At 65.7% G+C, this 17895-nt stretch carries 11 protein-coding genes; 3 read left to right on the forward strand and 8 right to left on the reverse strand.

Annotation, left to right across the window (positions count from 1 at the left end):
• Nucleotides 1-115 precede the first annotated feature (115 nt).
• The 6 genes from HV675_RS20745 to HV675_RS20775 all read right to left on the reverse strand — a co-directional run bounded on the left by HV675_RS20745 (nt 116) and on the right by HV675_RS20775 (nt 8822).
• The gene (locus tag HV675_RS20745; protein ID WP_175112974.1) at nt 116-2851 is read right to left on the reverse strand and encodes an MGH1-like glycoside hydrolase domain-containing protein; all 2736 of its coding nucleotides are present in this window, start codon (nt 2849-2851) and stop codon (nt 116-118) included.
• A gap of 82 nt (nt 2852-2933) precedes the next feature.
• The gene (locus tag HV675_RS20750) at nt 2934-5162 is read right to left on the reverse strand and encodes an amylo-alpha-1,6-glucosidase (protein ID WP_246270426.1); all 2229 of its coding nucleotides are present in this window, start codon (nt 5160-5162) and stop codon (nt 2934-2936) included.
• Between the two features lie 30 nt (nt 5163-5192).
• Nucleotides 5193-6503 (reverse strand): ATP-binding protein, encoded by a 1311-nt coding sequence (locus HV675_RS20760; RefSeq protein WP_246270432.1) that lies wholly within the window; start codon nt 6501-6503, stop codon nt 5193-5195.
• Between the two features lie 131 nt (nt 6504-6634).
• Nucleotides 6635-7348, reverse strand: coding sequence for a response regulator (locus HV675_RS20765; protein WP_175112975.1), 714 nt, complete (start codon nt 7346-7348; stop codon nt 6635-6637).
• 25 nt (nt 7349-7373) lie between these two features.
• Complete coding sequence (locus HV675_RS20770) at nt 7374-7733, reverse strand: EF-hand domain-containing protein (protein ID WP_175112976.1); 360 nt, start codon at nt 7731-7733, stop codon at nt 7374-7376.
• Nucleotides 7734-8051: 318 nt separating this feature from the next.
• Nucleotides 8052-8822, reverse strand: a complete 771-nt coding sequence (locus tag HV675_RS20775; RefSeq protein WP_175112977.1) for a DUF3313 family protein — start codon at nt 8820-8822, stop codon at nt 8052-8054.
• 290 nt (nt 8823-9112) lie between these two features.
• Here HV675_RS20775 and HV675_RS20780 point away from each other — a divergent pair, with 290 nt between their 5' ends.
• The 3 genes from HV675_RS20780 to HV675_RS20790 all read left to right on the forward strand — a co-directional run bounded on the left by HV675_RS20780 (nt 9113) and on the right by HV675_RS20790 (nt 15027).
• Nucleotides 9113-10636: an efflux transporter outer membrane subunit gene (locus HV675_RS20780; protein ID WP_175112978.1), complete on the forward strand. Its 1524-nt coding sequence runs from the start codon at nt 9113-9115 to the stop codon at nt 10634-10636.
• 192 nt (nt 10637-10828) lie between these two features.
• A complete protein-coding gene (locus tag HV675_RS20785) occupies nt 10829-11962 on the forward strand; it encodes an efflux RND transporter periplasmic adaptor subunit (RefSeq protein WP_246270436.1) in 1134 nt (377 codons plus the stop codon).
• An 11-nt stretch (nt 11963-11973) separates the two neighbouring features.
• Nucleotides 11974-15027: an efflux RND transporter permease subunit gene (locus tag HV675_RS20790; protein WP_175112979.1), complete on the forward strand. Its 3054-nt coding sequence runs from the start codon at nt 11974-11976 to the stop codon at nt 15025-15027.
• Between the two features lie 89 nt (nt 15028-15116).
• Here the strand turns inward: HV675_RS20790 and HV675_RS20795 are convergent, their stop codons facing one another.
• Both HV675_RS20795 and HV675_RS20800 read right to left on the reverse strand, forming a co-directional pair.
• On the reverse strand, nt 15117-15788 hold the full coding sequence (locus HV675_RS20795; protein ID WP_175112980.1) for a class I SAM-dependent methyltransferase: 672 nt from the start codon (nt 15786-15788) through the stop codon (nt 15117-15119).
• A gap of 494 nt (nt 15789-16282) precedes the next feature.
• Nucleotides 16283-17872 (reverse strand): tetratricopeptide repeat protein, encoded by a 1590-nt coding sequence (locus tag HV675_RS20800; RefSeq protein ID WP_175112981.1) that lies wholly within the window; start codon nt 17870-17872, stop codon nt 16283-16285.
• Nucleotides 17873-17895 lie beyond the last annotated feature (23 nt).

The raw sequence follows: 17895 nt of genomic DNA on the forward strand, positions 1-17895 counted from the left end.
ATGCCCGGCCTGGGCACACTCAGCCCGGCATTGCGCGGCGCCCGATGCAAGCGCGGCTTGCGCATGCATCGGACGCCACGGTGACAACAACCGCGCGCGGCGACGGCGCGCGTGACTATTTGGCCGCGACCGCCGGCTCCGCTTCGCTCGGCGCCGGCACGAGCCCGGCCGGCGCGGCTTCGCGCGGCTGCAGCAGCAGCGCAACGAGTCCGCTCCAGCCGGTCTGATGCGATGCGCCGACACCCCGGCCGGTATCGCCATGAAAGTACTCGTGAAACAGCACGAGGTCCTGCGAGCGCGGGTCCGCCTGCAACTGCGGATACGCGGCCATCACCGGCCGTTTGCCGTTGCCGTCCTTCAGGAACAGCTTCGTCAGGCGGCGCGCGAGTTCGTCGCCGATCTCGCGCAGCGACAGCCGGTTGCCCGAGCCGGTCGGATACTCGATGCGAAATTCGTCGCCGTAGTAGCGGTGAAATTCGTATAGCGATTCGATCAGCAAAAAGTTGACCGGCATCCAGATCGGTCCGCGCCAGTTCGAATTGCCGCCGAACACGCGCGAATCGGATTCAGCCGGCAGGTACTTCACGGAAAACTCCTTGCCGTCGTGCCGGTAGACGAACGGCGCGTCGCGATGCACCCGCGACAGCGCGCGCACGCCGTAATCAGACAGAAACTCCGCTTCGTCGAGCGCACGGCGCAACAGCGCTTTCATCCGGTGTCCGCGCAACAGCGACAGCAGCAGGCTGTTGCCCTTGCCCGGCTCGTTCCAGCGCGAGACGAGCCGCGCGAGATCGGGCCGATGCCGGAAGAACCACATCAGCCGCTCGTGCAGACCCGGCAGCGTGTCATGCAACCGCTCTTCGAGCACGTGCACCGCGAAGAGCGGGATCAGCCCGACAATCGAACGCACGCGCATCGGAATGTTGCTGCCGTCGGGCAGCCGCAGCTTGTCGTAGAAGAAACTGTCCTGTCCGTCCCACAAGCCCGTTTCGCAGCCGTCTTCGCAGCTCACCGCTTCGGCGATATACAGGAAGTGCTCGAAGAACTTCACGCCGATATCGACGAACACATGGTTCGCATACGCGAGCTCGAGCGCGATGCGCATCAGGTCGAGCGCATACGCGGCCATCCATGCGGTGCCGTCCGCCTGGTCGATATGGCCGCCGGTCGGCAGCGGCGACGAGCGGTCGAAGATGCCGACGTTGTCGAGCCCGAGAAAGCCGCCCTGAAAGATGTTGCGGCCGTCGGCGTCCTTGCGGTTGACCCACCACGAGAAATTCAGCAGCAGTTTGTGAAACACGAGTTCGAGGAAATCGCGGTCGCCCTTGCCGGTCATCGAGCGATCGATCTCGTACACGCGCCACGCGGCCCATGCATGCACCGGCGGATTCGCATCGCTGAAAGCCCATTCATACGCGGGCAACTGGCCGTTCGGATGCTGATAGCGGTCTTTCACGAGCAGCAGCAACTGGCGCTTCGCAAACGCGGGGTCGATCAGCGCGAACGCGGCCGCGTGAAACGCGAGATCCCACGACGCGTACCACGGGTACTCCCATTTGTCCGGCATCGACACGATGTCCGCATTGCACAGATGCCGCCAGTCCGCATTGCGCCCGCGCCGGCGGCCCGGCGGCGGCGCGGGCTGCGCCGGGTCGCCGTCCATCCAGCGCTGCACGTCGAACTGGTAGTACTGCTTCGACCACAGCATGCCGGCCAGCGCCTGGCGCTGCACGCGGCGCTCGTCCGCGTCGTCGATCTCGCGCTGCAGCACGCCGTAGAATTCGTCCGCTTCCGCGATGCGGCGCGCAAACAGCGCATCGACATCGAGCGGCACTTCATCGGGCGCCGACGCGACGCGCCAGCGCAGATAGACGACCGCCTCGCCATGCGGCTCCAGTTCGAGCGCGACATGCGCGCCCGCCTTCGAGCCCGAGTCGCGGCGCACCGCATCGCGCTGGCCCTGCACGAGGTAATCGTTGAAGCCGTCCTTGAACGGGCCGATCGCGTCGTTCGTGCCGTACAGGCGGCGCGGGTTGGTCTCGTTTTCGCAGAACAGCCACTCGACGCCGGTGCCGTACTCCATGCCCTTGCGCCACGCGGAAACGATGATTGACGGAAAACCCGGATGACGGCCGAACAGATACGTGCGGTCGCGCGTCCTTTCGAACATCAGCGAAGGCCGCTCGTCGAGGCCCTTCCACGACCATTTGTTGCGCGCCCAGATCTGCGGCAGCACATCGAGCGACGCGGCCTCGTCGCCGCGATTCTCGACGGTGACGCGCATCACGATATCGTCGGCGGTGTGCTTCGCGTATTCGACGGTGACATCGAAGTAGCGGGAATTATCGAAGACGCCGGTGTCGAGCACTTCGTACTCGGGCATGTCCGCGCCGCGGCGCGCGTTTTCTTCGACGAGGTCCGAATACGGATACGCGGCGTGCGGATATTTGTAGAGCATCCGCATGTACGAATGGGTCGGCGTGCCGTCCTGGTAGAAGTACAGCTCTTTCACGTCCTCGCCATGGTTGCCCTGCGAGTTCGTGAGGCCGAACAGGCGCTCCTTGATGATCGGGTCGCGCCGGTTCCACAGCGCAAGCGAGACACACCAGTTCAGCGTGTCGTCGCCGAACCCGGCGATGCCGTCTTCGCCCCAGCGATACGCGCGGCTGCGCGCGTGATCGTGCGGGAAGTAGTCCCATGCGGTGCCGCTCGAGCTGTAATCTTCGCGCACCGTGCCCCACTGACGTTCGCTCAGGTAGGGACCCCAGCGTTGCCAGTGCGCGCAGTCGGTGGAATGCAGGCGGCTACCCTCGACGGTCTCGGGCAGATTGCAGGCACGAAGGCAGGGCATGACAGCGTCCTCCTTTTGACAAGGCAGCAGGAGTCACATCGTAGCGCGCTTTGCGCGGCACTGCGCTATAAACGGGACTTCGCTAGTCGCGCGCGGCTAACAGCGCGTCGATGCGCAGCCGCTCGCCGAGCGACCACGCCTGAAACGGCGCGCCCGCCGGCGCGTGCGGCGCATCGCCGTCGGCGATTTCGCTGATGTGGTCGAGGCCCGCGCGCGCGAGATGCGCATCGAGCGGCGCGACGAAGCGTGCGACAGCCGCGGCGCGCGCCGCCGCATCGGGCCGCTCGACGCGCAGCCATGCTTCGACGAACGGGCCGAGCAGCCACGGCCACACCGTTCCCTGATGATAGGCGCCGTCGCGCTCGCGCGGGCCGCCCGCATAGCGGCCGCGATACGCGGGGTCCGACGGCGCGAGCGTGCGCAGGCCAAGCGGCGTCAACAGATGAATGCGAACCTGGTCGACCACTGCGCGCGCGGTCGCGCCGTCGATCACCGCAAACGGCAGACCGCCGGCCGCGAATATCTGGTTCGGCCGGATCGAGCGGTCGAAGGTGCCGCGCACGTGATCGACATCGACGACATCGAACAGCGCGCCGCTCGCCGGATCGACGAATCGTTCGACGAAAGTGCGCGCCGCAAACTGGGCCGGCTCGCGCCAGCGCGGGTTCCAGTTTGATGCGATGCGCAATGCGTTGATCCACAGTGCCTCTACTTCAACCGGCTTGCCGATGCGCGGCGTGACGACCCAGTCGCCGACCTTCGCGTCCATCCACGTCAGTTGCACGCCGGGCACTCCTGCGCGCAGCAGGCCGTCGGTGTCGGCGCCGATCGCAAAGCGCGTGCCGCGCGTATAGCCGTCGAGAATCTCGTCGACCGCCTGCTGCAGCCGCAGGCGCGTCGCGGCGCTCGCATGCTGCACGGCGAGATAGTCGTGCACCGCGATCACGAACCACAGCGACGCGTCGACCGAGTTGTACTCGGGGGTGTCGCCGTAATCGGGAAAGCGGTTCGGCAGCATGCCTTCGGAGAGCGTGGCCGACCATTCGAGCAGGATTGCCTGCGCGTCGTCGTAGCGGCCGCACGTGAGCAGCAGCCCGCGCATCGAGATAAAGGTGTCGCGGCCCCAGTCGGTGAACCACGGGAAACCGGCGACGATCGTGCGGCCCCGCTCGCGTGCAACCACATACGCATCGGCCGCGCGCTCGAGCGGCGACGCAAACGCCGCGCGGCGCGCGCGCTCCGCGTGCTCGAGTTGCTGCGCGCGCGCGAAGGCGTCGAAGGTCGCGTGGTCCCGCGCGCGCGGCACGCCATCGGCGCTGAATATCAACACCGCATCGCCGGCTGCGAGATCGAAAGAAAAGATGCCGGGCGCCGCGAGGTCTTCGGTGAATTCGAGCCCGCGTTCGCGCTCACGCGGATAGGCGAAATTGCGGTACCAGTCGGGCGCATGCTCGTACGCGCCATTCGATGCGGCGCGGATCGCCGGCAGGTCGCCGTAGGGACGCCAGCTCACGCACGCGCCGTCGACGTCCGCGGCGAAATTGAATGCGCCGTTTTCATGGTGCAGTGCGTGATAGTCGCGGCCCGACAGCAGCGGCCGCACGTGCAGCGTGAAGCGGCCGTTTGTCGTTGCGGTCGTGGCATTCGGGGCGCTTGTGGCGTTGGCAGCGCCGAAGGTGTTTGCCGTGTTTGCCGTGTTTGCCGTGTTTGCCGTGTTTGCCGTGTTTGCTGTGTTTGCTGTGTTTGCTGTGTTTGCTGTGTTTGCTGTGTTTGCTGTGTTTGCTGTGTTTGCTGTGTTTGCTGTGTTTGCTGTGTTTGCTGTGTTTGCTGTGTTGGAAGCGTTGGAAGCGTCGGCTGTGCCTGCCGCGCTGGCCACACCGGCCGCCCCGAACATGCCAGCCGCATCCGCCGCGCGTTGCAAACGCCAGCGCAGCACCGTCTCGCCCGTTTCCTTCGCAACGAACACTGCCGCGCTGATCTCGACGTTGCCGGCCACCTCGATGCGCCACGTGGGCCACGGCTCAGTCGTGAATTCGAGCAGGCGCGCGCCGATGTCCGGCGTGATCAGGTCGGGCGCATAGCGCTGCATCGTCAACGGATAGCGCTCGCCGTTCGCATCGAGCCACGCTTCGATGCCGTTGACGAGCACGACGCGCCCCGCGGGCGGCCGGGTCGCCGCGAGCAGCAGCGCGTGATAGCGGCGCGTGCGCGGCAAGCCGACCGTGCCCGACGCGAAACCGCCCAGGCCGTCCGCCTCGAGCCATTCGTCTTCGAGACGCGCGGCGTCGATCGGCCGTGCAATGCGTGTCATCGATATGCCCTCTCACCTCTCACTGCGCTCTCACTGCGGCAACACGACCCACACCTCGAGTCCGCCGCCGTCGCGCGGATGAAACTGCAGCGTGCCGCCATGCAGCCGCGCGATCCGTTCGACGATCGCAAGGCCGAGACCCGTGCCGCTCGTGCCGCCATGCGCATTCCTGCCGCGCTGAAACGGCGCCTTCAGCGCTTCGAGCTCGGCGGCCGACAGGCCGCTGCCGCGATCGCCGACCGCCACCACCACCGCGTGCGCGTCGCGCCACGTGCGTACCGCGAAGCCGCTGCCGCCATACTTCACCGCATTCTGCATCAGGTTCATCAGCAGGCGCATCATGCTGATCGGACGAAACGCGACCAGCGGCAAGTCGCCAAGCGACAGGTCGAAATCATGCCCGAGCCCCGCGAAATCCGCAGCGAGCTGGCTGACCAGCCCATTCAGATCGCCCGGTCGCGCGGCCTCGCGCTCGCCGCTGCCCGCGTAATCCATAAACTGCTGCAGGATCGTGTCGATCTGATCAAGATACGACTCGGCCGCATGCGTGAACGGCTCGTCGCGCGGCGCGCCGGCCATCGCCATCGCGAGGCGCAGCTTGGTGAGCGGCGTGCGGATGTCGTGCGAAATGCCGGCGAGCATCACCGCGCGCGTCGCTTCCGCCTGCTGCAACGCCTGCGTCATCTGATTGAACGCGGCGCTGACCTGCGCGATCTCGGTCGGACCGTCGAGCGGCAGCGGCGCCGGCGCCTCGCCCGCGGACAACCGGCGCGCCGCCTCGGCCAGATGCTGCAGCGGCCGGTTCAGGTGGCGCTGGATCAGAAAGCCGGTGAGCGCCGCCAGCACACCGAGGCTCAGCGCGAATAGCAGCGCGCCGATCAGCCGGCCGCCCTGCGCTTCTTCCGGCAGCACGAGCGCGATCCAGTACGGCGCATCGGCGATATGCACGCGCAGCCACATGCGCTGCGGCGCGCCGCGCGCGCGTTCCGCTTCCCAGCGCACGTCGCTGCCGGCAGGCAGATAGCGGCGCAGCGTCTCGAGAAAAATGCCGAGCTCGTGTGTGCGGTAGAACTGCAGCGGATCGGTCGGCGGCTGAGCGAGCGCATCGGGCGGTACGTCGGCGCGCGCGTCGAGCTGCGCGACGAGCGCCTCGCGCGATGCGCGCGGCGTCGTCGCGAGCACGCTGTCGAGCTTCGTGATGTATTCGCCGAACACCGCCGCCGCGCGTTCGACGCGCGGCCGCTGCACATAGTGCAGCAGCACCGAGAGCGAGCACACTTCGCTGACGGCGACCAGCGCGATCAGCAGCACGATATTGCGGGCGAGCAGCGAGCGCGGCATCAGACGCGCGAAGCCGCGCGGGCAGGCGCCCGATATCGCATCTTGCGTCGCATCTCGCGTCGCGTCTGGCGTTGCATGCGGCATGGCATGCGGCGCGGCATCGGCGGGCACCTCTCCCGGCACGTGCGCGGTCATGATTCGACGTCCGCGATCAGCATATAACCGACGCCCCACACCGTCTTGATGAAGCGCGGCCTGGACGGATCGTTTTCGATCACCTGGCGCAGCCGCAGCACCTGCACGTCGATGCTGCGATCGAGCGCATCGTGCTCGCGACCGCGGGCGCGCGCGATCAGGTTGTCGCGGCTCACCGCGCGGTTCGGCGACGAGCCGAGCGCGGTCAGCAGCAGCATCTGCGCGGAATGCAGTTCGACCGGCTCGCCGCCGCGCAACAGCAGCCCCTTGCCGACGTCGAACTGAAAGTCGCCGAAGCGCAGCGTTTGGGTGGTCACGGTCGGGTCGCCTGCCGCGATCTTCTGGCGGCGCAACAGCGCGTTGATGCGCGCGGTCAGCTCCTGCGGCAGGAACGGTTTGGCGAGATAGTCGTCCGCGCCGGTCTCGAGACCGGCCACGCGATCGAGCGGATCGCCCTTCGCGGTCAGCATCAGGATCGGCAGCGTTTCGCCCTCGGCGCGCAAACGCGCGCAGATATCGAGGCCGTTTTCGTCGCCGATCATCAGGTCGAGCACGAGCAGATCGTACGGCTCGCGCTCCAGATAACGCTTGAGCTTCGCGCTGTTCTCGACCACCCGCACCGAAAACCCTTGCGACGTCAAAAAACGCTGCAGCATATTGCGCAGCTCAGCTTCGTCGTCGAGCACGATGATGCGGGCTGACCGGTCCATACAAGGCTCCTTTTCCGGACAAGCGCTATTGTCTGCGCTGTGTCGCGACGAACTGCTCGATCTGCGGCAGCGTCACATAGCCGACTTTCTGCACGTCGATCTCGTCGAAATGCTGCGCGACGCGCGGCATGCCGGCCGCCGCCTGCTCCTTCGTCAGTTTGCCGTCGTGTGTCGTATTCGCGGCGGCAAAGCGTTCCTGCAGTTGCTGCAACGCGTGCTGCATGCGCGCGGAACCGCCCATGCCCGCTCCCTGCATCGATTGCATGTTTTGCATCGGCGTCGGCGCAGGTGCGTTTTGCGCCGGTGCGTTTTGCGTTGGCGCGCTCTGCGCGATCGCGCCCGTCGATGCGATACACAGCGCCAGCATGGCAAGCCACTTCTTCATTCCTTCCTCCGTTGAGTCGGGCACCGGCGTCGCTGGCGTGAGGCCGCGAACCGCTCGGTGACAGCGCGAATTCTTGTCGTTCGCCGCTGTGAAGGCAATGCGAAAACCATGTCATTTGATGTCGCCGGCGCACGCCACGCAACGGCAGCGCAAAGCCGAACGCACCCCAACCCCGCCCGCACGCGACGACAAGCAGAGACAAGCGGAGACAAGCAGCGACAAGCCACGACACCGGATGAAACATTTTCTCGCTGCCGTTACGTTGTGCGCGCATCGTCATTCCGCGGCGACCCACCGCCACGCACGCGCCACGGCCTGTTACTGCGCGCCGCGAATCGCTTCGAATGCCGCCTTCAGGTTCTGCGCTTTCACCGCCAGCGCCTTCGGGATTTCATCGAGCCGCACCGCGTTCTGCGTGTCTCCCGGCCGCGGCGGATTGTCGATCGCGAACAGCAGCGTCTCGTTGTCGCCGGACGCGCCGATCGCCTGCACGGTCATCGTCGTGAACGAAATCTTGCTGACGCCGGCGACCCGCTTCACGCCGTTGATCGCAATGCCGACCGGCGTCAGGTTGCGCAGCCGGAAGCCCTGCTTGTCGAGCCGCACATCGGTCAACGCGATCTGCAGGATCAGCGAATCGGCGCGCGGCGTATCGACCACCGTCATATCCTTCATCACCTCCTGCGTCAGGATCTGCGCGAACGTGTGGGTGACCTGCGCCATCTCATCCGGATCGATGCCTTTGTACGGCGAATCCGGTGCGAGAAATACCTCGATCGGCACGAGATACACGCTATGCAGCCGCGCGCGCTGCGCCGCGTAGTCCGGCGCCATGTAACCCCGGGTGCCGGGAAATTGCGCCACCGGCGTGAGTTGCACGCTGTCCGGTATCAGATACTCCGCGCGTGCCGCGCCGCACTGGAACGCAAGCGGCAGCAGCAGACCGCCGCAGATGAAAAGCCTCGCCGCGCGCCTTTTCAAACGCGCCGCCAGGATGGGCACGCGCCACATCATCTGTGCCGCACGACGCACGATCGGCACCATCGTCACCATCGTTACGTTGAACCGCATATTCGTCGGCATTGTCATGATTCGTTCCTGGGCGCGGCGGTTGAATCATCATAGGCGGTTTAGCGATGCCTTCTGCCCTGGTGAATTCCCCGTTGCCATGAGCACCATGCCCTCGCTTTCCACGCGGCGTCGCGCACAAAGCCCTGCGCCGCTTGTGCCGATCGCCGGCACATAGTCGAGCCATGCTAGGCTATGCGCCAATTCGGCATGCCGCCGGGCGTTTTGCATCCCGAAAAAAGTAGATTAGTCGCATTGAATATCGGCATCCGTGCGCTAACCGCACATAGCGCGCGAAATATGGTGGATGAATGACAAAGGACAAAAACCCGCTCTGCCTGGTATCACGTCGTCTATGCGTCGCGCCTCGAAGCGTCGCGGCACTCGCGTTGGCCGCGCTGCTCGCGGGCTGCATGGTCGGTCCCGATTACCATACGCCGGCGCCGCCGCCGACCGACACCTACACCACCGCTCCGCTGCCCGATCAGACCGCGTCGGCGCCCGGCGCGTCCGGCGTGCCGCAACGCTTTGCCCCCGGCGAGGACATCCCGGCCGCATGGTGGTCGCTGTTTCATTGCGAGCCGCTCGACGCGCTAATCCGCAAGGCGCTTGCGAACAGCCCGAATATCGCATCGGCGCGCGCCGCCTTGCGCGAGTCGCGCGAAAACCTGCGCGCGCAATTCGGCGGCTCGCTGCTGCCGCGCGTCGACGCGCAGCTGAACGCGACGCGCGAGAAATTCAACGGCATCACCTTCGGCGAGCCGCAATTCACCGAAGACCTGAACCTGTACAACTCGTCGGTCAGCGTGTCGTACGCGCTCGACCTGTGGGGCGGCGCGCGCCGCGGCGTCGAAGCCGCGCAATCGCAGGTCGACTATCAGCGCTACCAGTTGCAGGGCGCGTGGCTCGCGCTCACCGCCAACATCGTCACCGCGGCGGTCAAGGAAGCGTCGCTGCGCGCGCAGATCGAAGCGACCGAAGCCATCGCATCGGAAGAAGACGCTCAGCTCACGTTGCTGAAAAAGCAGTTCGAACTGGGCGGCGTCGGCAAAACCGATGTACTGACCCAGCAGACGCTGCTCGCGCAGACGCGCGCATCGCTGCCGCCGCTGCAGCAGCAACTGGATGCCGTGCGTCACCAGCTCGCGGTGCTGTCGGGCAGTCCGCCGAGCGACCCGACGCTGCCTGAATTCCGGCTCGCGATGTTTTCGCTGCCGCAGACGCTGCCGGTCAGCGTGCCGTCCGCGCTGGTGCGGCAGCGGCCCGATATTCTCGCGGCCGATGCGACGCTGCATCAGGCGAGCGCGCAGATCGGCGTCGCCACCGCGAACCTGTTTCCGCAGATCACGCTGTCGGCGAGCTTCGGCACGCAGTCGCTGACGCCCGCCGACCTGTTCCGCTCGGAAAGCGCCGTGTGGAGCATCGGCGCGGGCCTGCTGCAGCCGGTTTTTCACGGCGGCCAGTTGCTGTCGCAAAAGCGCGCGGCCGTCGCCGCGTATGAACAGGCCGATGCGCAATACCGGCAGACGGTGCTGCTCGGGTTCCAGAACGTCGCCGATTCTTTACGCGCGCTCGATCACGACGCGAGCGGGCTGCTCGCGCGAACCGACGCATGGCAATCGGCGAGCGATGCGCTGGAGATGGCGCGCGGCCAGTACAAGCTCGGCGGCGTCAGCTATCTGTCGCTGCTCATCACGCAGCGCCAGTACCAGCAGACCGTCGTCGATCTTGCGCAGGCGCAGGCGGCGCGCTACGCGGATACCGCGGCGCTCTTCCAGGCGCTCGGCGGCGGCTGGTGGAACGACCCGCTGCCCGAAACCGCCGCGGTGCAATGACGCACACGCGCCGCGTCGAAGCCGCTACCGCTTCCCGCTTTCATTACCGGATGACCCTGCAGCGCCGCCGCGCGACCCCAGCGGCCGGCGCTTCACGATGAGACGTGCAAGGACAAAACGATGAACACAAAAGGACCGATCGCGAATCAGCCTGCCGACGCAGGTGCAACGCCCGCGCGCCATAAGCGGCGCATGACGAGGCGCATGATCATCATGCTGATCTGCGTTGGGCTGCTGCTGGGCGGGATTGTCGGCTTCAACCTGTTCAAGGCGCATATGATCGCGAAGTTCATGGCGGGCAACGCGTTGCCGCCCGCCACGGTGACCGCGACCGCCGCGCACTATCAGACATGGCAGCCGCAGCTCGCGGCGGTCGGCAGCCTGCGCGCGGTACGCGGCGTCGACGTGACGACCGAGGTGCCCGGCCTCGTGCGCGAAATCGCATTCGCGTCCGGGCAGGACGTGAAGGCCGGCCAGGTGCTCGTGCGTCTGAACGACGATTCCGACGTCGCGCTGCTGCATTCGTTGCAGGCCGCGGCCGATCTCGCGCAAACGGTCTACAAGCGCGACAAGGCGCAATTCGATATCCAGGCCATCGCGAAGGCGCAGCTCGATGCGGACGCAGCCGACCTCAAGAGCAAGACCGCGCAGGTCGCGCAGCAGGCGGCGCTGGTCGAAAAGAAAACGATTCGCGCGCCGTTCGCCGGCCGCGTCGGCATCACGACGGTGAACCCCGGGCAGTATCTGAATCCGGGCGATGCAATCGTCACGCTGCAGGCGATCGACCCGATCTATGCGGACTTCTATCTGCCGCAACAGCAACTGGGCCAGCTCGCGGTCGGCCAGCAGATCGCGCTCGACACGAACGCATTCGGCGGCCGCACGTTCAACGGCAAGATCCGCTCGATCAACCCGCGTGTGGACAGCACAACGCGCAATGTGCAGATCGAAGCGACCGTCGATAACCGCGAACGCAAGCTGCTGCCCGGCATGTACGCGAATGTGAAGATCGATGCGGGCGGCGAACAGCGTTATCTGACGCTGCCGCAAACGGCGATTACGTATAACCCGTACGGCGCGACGGTGTTCGTCGTGAAGCCGGGTGACAAGCCGGACGCGCACGGCAAGACAATGCCCGTCGCGCAGCAGGTGTTCATCACGCCGGGACCGACGCGCGGCGACCAGGTGGCCATCCTGAAGGGCGTCGATGAAGGCATGCAGATCGTGACGAGCGGACAGCTGAAGCTGAAGAACGGCACGCCGATCGTGATCGACAACCGCGTGCAGCCGGCCGACAACCCGAACCCGCAGCCTCAGGAACAATAAGGGGCCGCCCGATGAACTTTACCGATATCTTTATCAAGCGGCCGGTGCTCGCGGCCGTCGTGAGCCTGCTGATTCTCGTGCTCGGCGCGCGCGCGCTGATCGCGCTGAAGGTGCGCGAGTATCCAAAGACCGAAAACGCGGTCGTGACCGTGATGACCGCGTACTACGGCGCGAGCGCCGATACGATCGCGGGCTTCATCACGCAGCCGCTCGAAGCGGCGATCGCGCAGGCGCAGGGCATCGACTATATGTCGTCGACCAGCACGACCGGCGTGTCGACCATCACCGTCACGCTGCGCCTGAACTACGACTCGAACCGCGCGCTGACCGAGATCAACACGCAGATCGCGTCGGTGCGCAACCAGCTGCCGCCGCAGGCGCAACAGCCGGTGCTGACCGTGCAGACCGGCGAGACGACCGACGCGATGTACATGGGCTTCTACAGCAATGTACTGCCGAGCAACAACGTGACGGACTACCTGTTGCGCGTGGTCAAGCCGAAGCTCGATTCGATCGAAGGCGTGCAGACCGCCGAAGTGCTCGGCGGGCGGCAGTTCGCGTTGCGCGCGTGGCTCGATTCGGCGCGCCTCGCCGCGCATAACGTGACCGCGCAGGATGTCTTCACCGCGCTCGGCAGCAACAACTATCTGGCCACACTCGGCACGACCAAAGGCCAGATGGTCAGCGTCGACCTGAACGCGGGCACCGACCTGCATACCGTCGACGACTTCAAGAAGCTCGTCGTCAAGCAGAAAGGCACCGCGATCGTGCGGCTCGAAGATGTCGCGAATGTCGTGCTCGGCGCGGACAGCTACGACTTCAACGTCGCGTTTTCCGGCAAACGCTCGGTGTTTATCGGCATCAAGGTGGCGCCGGACGCGAATATTCTCGACGTCGCGAAGCGTGTGCGCACCGCGTTTCCCGGCCTGCAATCGCAGTTCCCGACCGGCATGACCGGCGACATCGTCTACGACGCGACCGACTTCGTGAACACGTCGATCGAGGAAGTGATCAAGACACTCGTCGAAGCGCTGCTGATTGTGACCGTCGTGATCTTCCTGTTTATCGGCAGCCTGCGCGCGGTGATCATTCCGGTGGTCGCGATGCCGCTGTCGCTGATCGGCACGTTCTTCGTGATGCAGGCGCTCGGCTACTCGATCAACCTGTTGACGCTGCTCGCGCTGGTGCTCGCCATCGGCCTCGTGGTGGACGACGCGATTATCGTCGTCGAAAACGTCGACCGCCATATGAAGGAAGAAGGCCGGCCGCCGTTCGAAGCCGCGCTGATCGCCGCGCGCGAACTCGGCGGGCCGATTCTCGCGATGACCGTCGTGCTGATCGCCGTGTATGCGCCGATCGGCTTCCAGGGCGGCCTGACCGGCGCGCTCTTCACCGAGTTCGCGTTCACGCTGGCGGGCGCGGTGACGGTGTCCGGCATCATCGCGCTGAGCCTGTCGCCGATGATGTGCTCGCGCTTCTTCACCGCCGAACAGGAGTCGAACCGCTTCGTGCGTTTCGTCGACCGCCAGTTCGACCGCGTGCACCGCGGCTACGCGCGCATCCTGCATTCGACGCTCGACACATGGCCGGTGTTTATCGTGATGGGCGCGCTGCTGCTCGCCGGCACCGTGTATCTGTTTATGACGTCGCAATCGGAACTCGCGCCGCAGGAAGACCAGGGCATCGTGCTGTCGCAGATCCAGGGGCCGCCGAACGCAACGATCCAGCAGATGCAGACGTATGCGGACCAGGTGTTCGACATCTCGAAGCAGTTGCCCGAGTACTCGCAGATGTTCCAGCTGACCGGCGCGCCGACCTTGAATCAGGGCATCGGCGGCGTGCTCTTCAAGACCTGGGACAAGCGCAAGAAAGGCGCGACGCAATTGCAGCAGGAACTGCAGCAGAAGTGGAACGGCATCGCCGGCGCGCGCGTCGCCGCGTTCCAGTTTCCGCCGTTGCCGGGCGCGCAGGGGCTGCCGGTGCAGTTCGTGATCACCACCACCGAGCCGTTCGAAAACCTGAACGAAGTCGCGCAGACGGTGCTCGCGAAGGCCTACCAGAGCGGCATGTTCTTCTATGTCGACAGCGACCTGAAGCTCGACAAGCCCGAAGGCGTGCTGCTCGTCGACCGCGACAAGGTCGCCTCGCTCGGCATGACGCAAGCCGACGTCGGCGCGGCGCTCGGTGCGGCGCTGGGCGGCAATTACGTGAACTACTTCTCGATCGCGGGCCGCTCGTACAAGGTGATTCCGCAAGTGCTGCAAACGGACCGGCTCAATCCGTCGCAGGTGCTCGACTACTATCTGCGCACACCGGACGGCAGCGTGATTCCGGCCTCGACCGTCACGCATCTGAAGCAGCAGGTCGTGCCGGAGTCGATCAACCACTTCCAGCAGCTGAACTCGGCGACCATCTCCGGCGTGGTCGTGCCGGGCGTGTCGCAAGGCGAGGTGCTCGACTTCCTGCGCAAGGCGACCGCGCAAGCCGCGCCATCCGGCTATTCGGCCGACTACTCGGGACTGTCGCGGCAGTTCGTGCAGGAGTCCGGCGGCTTCGTCGTCACGCTGCTGTTCGCGACCATCATCGTGTTTCTCGCGCTCGCCGCGCAGTTCGAAAGCTTCCGCGATCCGATCGTCATTCTCGTGTCGGTGCCGATGGCGCTGTTCGGCGCGCTGATCTTTATCAACCTCGGGCTGTCGACGCTCAACATCTACACGCAGGTCGGGCTCGTCACGCTGATGGGGCTGGTCAGCAAGCACGGCATTCTGATCGTGCAGTTCGCGAACCAGTTGCAGCGCGCGGGGAAATCGAAACGCGAGGCGCTCGAGGAAGCGGCCGCGGTGCGCCTGCGGCCGATTTTGATGACCACTGCCGCGATGGTGTTCGGCGTGCTGCCGCTCGTGATCGCATCCGGTGCGGGCGCGGCCGGCCGCAACGCGATGGGCCTCGTGATCTGTACCGGGCTGTCGATCGGCACGCTGTTTACGCTGTTCGTGGTGCCGGCGATGTATATGTTCATCGGCGCGGATCACCATCGGGACCGTCAGGCACCCGGGGTGGCGTGATCGTTGTGTGATCGTTGTATGAGGGCCGCGTGCGGGTGTGCCTGCGAATCGCACGGGCGGGCTAACGGCGTGCCCGCCCTCACGCGGAATCAGTACGCCGCGGACGAATACGCGAGCCGCGGCGGCGGATACTCGACGCCCGTCTGCGGCGCATTGCGGAAATGCAGCAGATGCCAATAGCGGAACGCGTTGACGCGCTCCAGGCGGATCAGCTGGAAGTCGGCGAAGTTCAGCACGCGCTCGAGCGGAAAATCCGACTTGAAGCCGATCACCGATTCGAGTCCCGCGAGCAGCCGCTCGAACGCGCCGACCAGCCGGTTTTGCGAAGCAAAGTGATTGACGACGATCACCTCGCCGCGCACCTTGCATACGCGCGAGATTTCTCTTAAGAACGCGGCCGGATCGGGCACGACCGACGCGACATACATCGCGACGACAAAATCGAAGCGGTTGTCTTCGAACTGAAGCTTCGTCGCATCCATGTTCATGATGCGAATGTCGGTCTTGAGATCGTCCGACGCCACGCGGCGCCGCGCGCGCTCGAGCATCTTTTCCGAAATGTCGATGCCGGTGATGTGCAGATCCTGCCGGTAAAGCGGCAGCGAAAGCCCGGTGCCGAGTCCGACTTCGAGCACCTGCGCGCCGTGTTCGGCCCGGTCGTTGATGCGCCCGGCACTCTTCTCCCGGCCATGCTGGAAGGCACGGCCGAACAGGTGATCGTAGAAACCCGCGGCGAAATCGTAGATCTGTTCAACTTTCATCACGTCCTCGTTGGATTGAACCTGCTTGCGTTTCACGAGACTTCCCAGCCGCGGCATCCCTCCCGGATCGTTTCTGTCGTGTTGTGGTCCCGGCCGGGTGACAGGCGGTCCGTTCGGGCGCGAGGATTCGAATCCGGATTTTGCGACCGATCAAGACGACCCTGATACAACGGCCGGGCCTGTGAACTATTCCAGAATGGGGGCACCAGTAAGTGACACGACAAGATTGCGGTGCGGCTGAACACGACGTCGCTTCGCTTGCGATCCGAACGCCGGTGCGCCCGAACAGCGGGTCAGCCGTCGCGACGTAAGCGAAAGCGAATCAGACGCAACGTGTAAGGACGCGCGGTTCACCGGGCGGCCCGCGGCATCACGCACGGCGAGCGCGCCGCGATGTGCGACGCGCTCCGGTTGGAGCCTTGCGAAGAAAAGAAGAATCGAGGACGCTGCGCAGCCTGCGCGCAAGGCGCAGGCTCAACACGCCGACGCGCGGTTCAGGCGCCCGGCAATACGCCGAGCGTGTCGATCTGCGCACGCAGCGCGGCGACGACAGGCGACCAGTCGCCCCGTGTGGTTTGCCGGAACAGCCGCGCGTTCGGATACCACGGGCTGTCGCTGCGATCGAGCTGCCATCTCCAGTCCGCCATATACGGCAAGGCAATCCAGACGGGCTTGCCGAGCGCGCCCGCCAGATGCGCGACAGCGGTATCGACGCTGATCACGAGGTCGACGCGTGCGAGCAGTGCCGCGGTATCGGCAAATGTCGCGAGGCGCGCGGACACATCGCGAAGTTGTCCGCGCTGTTCAAGCTGGGCGAGGTACGCGCGATCGCTGTCGCGCAGGTCCTTCTGCAGCGAAAAGAAGTCGGCGCGCGCATCGAACAGCGGCGCCAGTTGCTCGAGCGATATCGACCGGTTCGGGCCGTTCGGCACCATCATGCTGCCCGACCACGCGATGCCGATACGCGGCCGATCGCTCGCACGGGCAAACAGATCGTCCCATTGAGCCGCCCGCGCGTCGGGCGCGTGCACATAAGCACCGGACGGTGCGAGGTCGGACTCGCGAAACAGCTTCAGCGCAAGCGGCAGGCTCAGCGCGGGAATGTGATAGTCGAACGGCGGCACGGGCGCCGACTCGCCGATCACGTCGAGGGTATCGGCCGCGCCGCGCGCATGCGCGAAGAGCGGCAGCAACGCATCCTGGACGCGCAGCACCACGCGCGCGCCCGCTGCGCTCAACCGGTCGACGAAGCGCACGAACTGCAGCGTGTCGCCGAAGCCCTGCTCATGATGCACAAACACCGTCTTGCCTTCGATCGGCTGCGCGCCGGTCCATAACGTATCGGCCGGAAAGCCGTGACTCATCGTGCCGTCGCGCCAGCGCCATTCGTATTCGCGCCAGCCATGTTCGAATTCGCCGAGCAGCAGATTCGTCTGCGCCCGATTGGTGCGTGCGCCCGCATCGTTCGGGTCGATCGACAGCGCCTTTTTGAACTGCTGCAACGCGTCGTCGAAACGCCGCACATCGCGCAACGCGACGCCGAGATTCACATACGCGCGCACGAAGCGCGGCTTGAGCGCGATCGCCTGCCGGTACGCGGCGAGTTCGTCGTCGTAGCGATCCATCTTGCCGAGCAGCGTGCCGCGGTTGTAATGCGCTTCGGCCGATTGCGGCTGCGCCCGGCACAGCCGCTCGAGCATCTCGAGCGCGCGCTGCGGTTCGCCCAGCTGGATCAGCGACATCGCGGCGCCGTTCAGCGACGCCGCGTGGTTCGGCTGCTGCGCGAGGCAACGCTCGAACAGCGCGACCGCGTCTTCGTGACGTTGCGCAAGCTGACACACCTGCGCGGCGAATTCCAGTTCGTTCACCGGCAGCGGCATGTGCGCGGCGGCGTGAATCAGGTGCTCGGCCGCGCGTGCATGATCGCCCTGTTTCGCCGCGATATAGCCGAGGCCCGCATGCGCTTCACCATGGTCCGGCGTGCTCGCCAGCACGCCGTGCAGAAGCCGTGCGGCCTCGTCGAGTTGCCCGGCGGCAAAGTGCTTTTGCGCCTCGGTGAGCGCGTATTCGATATCTTGACTCATGCAGAACCATCGTATGGCGGCCG

The organism is Paraburkholderia solisilvae (genome assembly GCF_902859875.1).
GTDB classification, from domain to species: Bacteria; Pseudomonadota; Gammaproteobacteria; order Burkholderiales; family Burkholderiaceae; genus Paraburkholderia; species Paraburkholderia solisilvae.

Coding starts and splice junctions, on each gene's coding strand:
- HV675_RS20765 (WP_175112975.1), bottom strand. CDS start 7,348: ATGGACCGGTCAGCCCGCATCATCGTGCTCGACGACGAAGCTGAGCTG.
- HV675_RS20750 (WP_246270426.1), bottom strand. CDS start 5,162: ATGACACGCATTGCACGGCCGATCGACGCCGCGCGTCTCGAAGACGAA.
- HV675_RS20745 (WP_175112974.1), bottom strand. CDS start 2,851: ATGCCCTGCCTTCGTGCCTGCAATCTGCCCGAGACCGTCGAGGGTAGC.
- HV675_RS20770 (WP_175112976.1), bottom strand. CDS start 7,733: ATGAAGAAGTGGCTTGCCATGCTGGCGCTGTGTATCGCATCGACGGGC.
- HV675_RS20790 (WP_175112979.1), top strand. CDS start 11,974: ATGAACTTTACCGATATCTTTATCAAGCGGCCGGTGCTCGCGGCCGTC.
- HV675_RS20780 (WP_175112978.1), top strand. CDS start 9,113: ATGACAAAGGACAAAAACCCGCTCTGCCTGGTATCACGTCGTCTATGC.
- HV675_RS20785 (WP_246270436.1), top strand. CDS start 10,829: ATGACGAGGCGCATGATCATCATGCTGATCTGCGTTGGGCTGCTGCTG.
- HV675_RS20800 (WP_175112981.1), bottom strand. CDS start 17,872: ATGAGTCAAGATATCGAATACGCGCTCACCGAGGCGCAAAAGCACTTT.
- HV675_RS20760 (WP_246270432.1), bottom strand. CDS start 6,503: ATGCCGCGCTCGCTGCTCGCCCGCAATATCGTGCTGCTGATCGCGCTG.
- HV675_RS20775 (WP_175112977.1), bottom strand. CDS start 8,822: ATGACAATGCCGACGAATATGCGGTTCAACGTAACGATGGTGACGATG.
- HV675_RS20795 (WP_175112980.1), bottom strand. CDS start 15,788: ATGAAAGTTGAACAGATCTACGATTTCGCCGCGGGTTTCTACGATCAC.